Raw genomic sequence first — 2,605 nt, 5'->3', positions numbered from 1 at the left:
CTACTCTCAAATCGAAAAACTATCCCTCGATTCGCTGGAGTCTGAGCGGCGCGGGAGCATCGACATGAGCAAACTACGCGGCGCCACTGCCATCGTCGGCATCGGCCAGACGCCCTACTACAAACGCGGCACTTCGCCGGAACCCGAACTCAAACTGTGTCTGCGTGCCATCGTCGCGGCGTGCGAGGACTGCGGCATTGAACCGCAGGAGATCGATGGCTTTATTTCTTACGCGGCTGAGCGCAACGACGCACAGAAATTAATGTCTGCGCTCGGCACCAAAGAAGTGAAGTTCGCCGCTCTCACGTGGATTCATGGCGGCGGCATTCCGGGCGCGCTGAGCATTGCGGCGAGCGCCATCATTGCCGGCCAGGCCGATGTCGTTGTCGTGTATCGCTCGATGGCGGAATCGACCAGCCAACGTTTGCGAGTCGCGGTCGCGCAGAACGACACGGCGGCTCAGTATTTGGTGAACGGCCTGGAATCTCCGGCGCAGATCCTCGCTCTTCGCTCGCAGCGCATGCTGGAAAAACATGGCGTGCCTCGCGAGACCATGCAAGCGATGGCGCAAGCGGCGTATTACCACGCTCGAAATAATCCTCTCGCTTATGGTCGCAAGACCGTGCTCGATGATGCGACCTATGCGAATGCTCGCAAGATCGCCGAGCCCTTCAATTTGTTCGACTGCTCTCGCGAAAACGACGGCGCCTGCGCTGCCATCGTGGTGTCAGCCGAGCGGGCCAAGCATTTGAAGAAGACGCCGGCTTATATTTTGTCGGCGCCGATGGGCACGCTCGAAGGCGGCGGCGCACTGGAAGAAAACATTCGCCCTTACAGCATGGCCGGTCAGCTGGGCGTGGCTCGGCGGATGTGGGCGGAATCGGGCTATCAGCCCAAGGATGTCGACGTCCTGCAGGTGTATCAGAACATGACGGGGCTGGGTGTGGGCTCGCTCATCGATCACGGCTTCTGTACTGCCGAAAGCGCTGGCGAGCTGATCCAGTTCGACAATCTGATCGCACCTTCGGGAAAGCTGCCGGTCAATACTTCCGGTGGCGATCTGGCCGAAGGCTTCATTCACGGCATGGGCTTGGTCGCCGAAGCGGTTCGACAGCTGCGCGGCGACTCGTGCAATCAAGTGCCGAATGCCAAGCTGTCGTTGATGACGGGCGGGCCGGGCGACACCATGACCAGCACCGCCCTGGTCGGCACGGCCGAGACGCTGTAGAGGATTCGATCATGGCCTTCACGATTCATGGTGCGCTCAAATGGTGGGCGCGCGAATGCCCGAACCAGATTGCGCTCAGCGTCGAGGATCAGCCGCTCACGTTCTTGGAACTATGGTCGTGGGCCGGACGAACGGCGGACTATCTCGCGAAGCTGGGCGTTAAGCCTGGCGACCGCGTGGCTGCTGTGGCCATGAACTCGTTGGAATATGCCGTGTTGGCGTTCGGCCTGATGCGAGCCGGCGCATTGGCGACGCCGCTGAGCTTTCGCTCCACTGCGCATGAAATCGCGGATGCCTTTTCAGATACCACGCCGGTGCTGGCGTTCGCAGATCGAGATCGACAAGCGGTGCTCGCCGAAGCCCTCGGCGCTGAGGGTGCAAGCAAGCTCAAGTTGTTGGATGACATTGGTCGCTTGCGCGATGGACCTGAGGTCGATTTCGCTTTTGAGCCCGACGCAGACACGCCGGTGTTCATCATCGGCACCAGCGGCTCGACTGCGCGCCCCAAGGGTGTGATTTATTCTCATCGCAGCATCCTGACGTATGCCAGCGAGTTCGTGATCATGGAGCCGCGTTGCGGACGGGGCTCGCGGGTCCTGTCGGTGGGGCCGTTTAGTTCGTCGTCGGGCTATCTGTTGCTGATGCAGTTCATTTCGGTGGGCGCGACGCTTTACATCGAAAGGCATTTTGAGGCCGCGCGGGCGTTGCGGTTGCTGGTCGAGCACCAGATCACCACGTTTCAAAGTGCGCCGATCTTTTTCGAGCGGATCGCAGCGCTGCCTGGTTTCGCTGACGCGGATTTATCGCATCTCTATTGGACTCAGGTGGGCGGCGCGAGGGTCTCGCAGAGTTTGCTCAAAGCATGGCGAGACAAGGGCGTGGTGCTTCGACAGCTTTATGGCTCGACCGAAGCCGGCGGCGGTTGGGGTGCACGCGATGATGCGGCAGTGTCTGCGCCGGAGAAATGCGGGCGCGGTGGCATCTTCACTGAGTACGCCATCCTGAGTGAAAACGGCGGTTTCGCGCCGCCGGGAACACCAGGCGAAATCCTGGTGCGCTCGCCGTGTTTGATGGTGGGTTACTGGAACAATCCGCAAGCCACACAAGAGGCTGTACGAGACGGCTGGCTGCACACCGGCGATCTCGGCATTCTCGATGATGCCGGCAATCTCACTTTCGTCGACCGGCTGAAGGACATCATCATTTCCGGCGGGCTGAATATATCGGCCGCTGAAATCGAGCGTGTCATCAGTGAAATCGACGGCGTGAAGGAAGTTGCCGTGCTGTCGGCTCGTGACGCTGACTTTGGGGAGACGCCGCTCGCAGTGATTTATTCCGATGACGGTAAGGTGTCGGTGCCGGTGGTGATCGAGCACT

General features: G+C 60.3%; 2 protein-coding genes. Both read left to right on the top strand.

Going from position 1 to position 2,605, the window contains the following annotated elements:
* Positions 1 to 64: 64 nt before the first annotated feature.
* The gene (locus JNL55_RS19585) at positions 65 to 1,228 is read left to right on the top strand and encodes a thiolase C-terminal domain-containing protein (protein WP_293857539.1); all 1,164 of its coding nucleotides are present in this window, start codon (positions 65 to 67) and stop codon (positions 1,226 to 1,228) included.
* 11 nt (positions 1,229 to 1,239) lie between these two features.
* On the top strand, positions 1,240 to 2,605 hold a 1,366-nt coding region (locus JNL55_RS19580; protein WP_293857536.1), incomplete at its 3' end, for a class I adenylate-forming enzyme family protein.

The organism is Steroidobacter sp. (assembly GCF_016790065.1).
GTDB lineage: Bacteria > Pseudomonadota > Gammaproteobacteria > Steroidobacterales > Steroidobacteraceae > Steroidobacter.
Note: the sequence above shows the minus strand (reverse complement) of the source record. Positions and strands in the feature narration are given on the sequence as shown.

Bases quoted from the DNA above. Each gene is read 5' to 3' on its own strand.
- JNL55_RS19585 (WP_293857539.1), top strand. From the start codon at position 65: ATGAGCAAACTACGCGGCGCCACTGCCATCGTCGGCATCGGCCAGACG.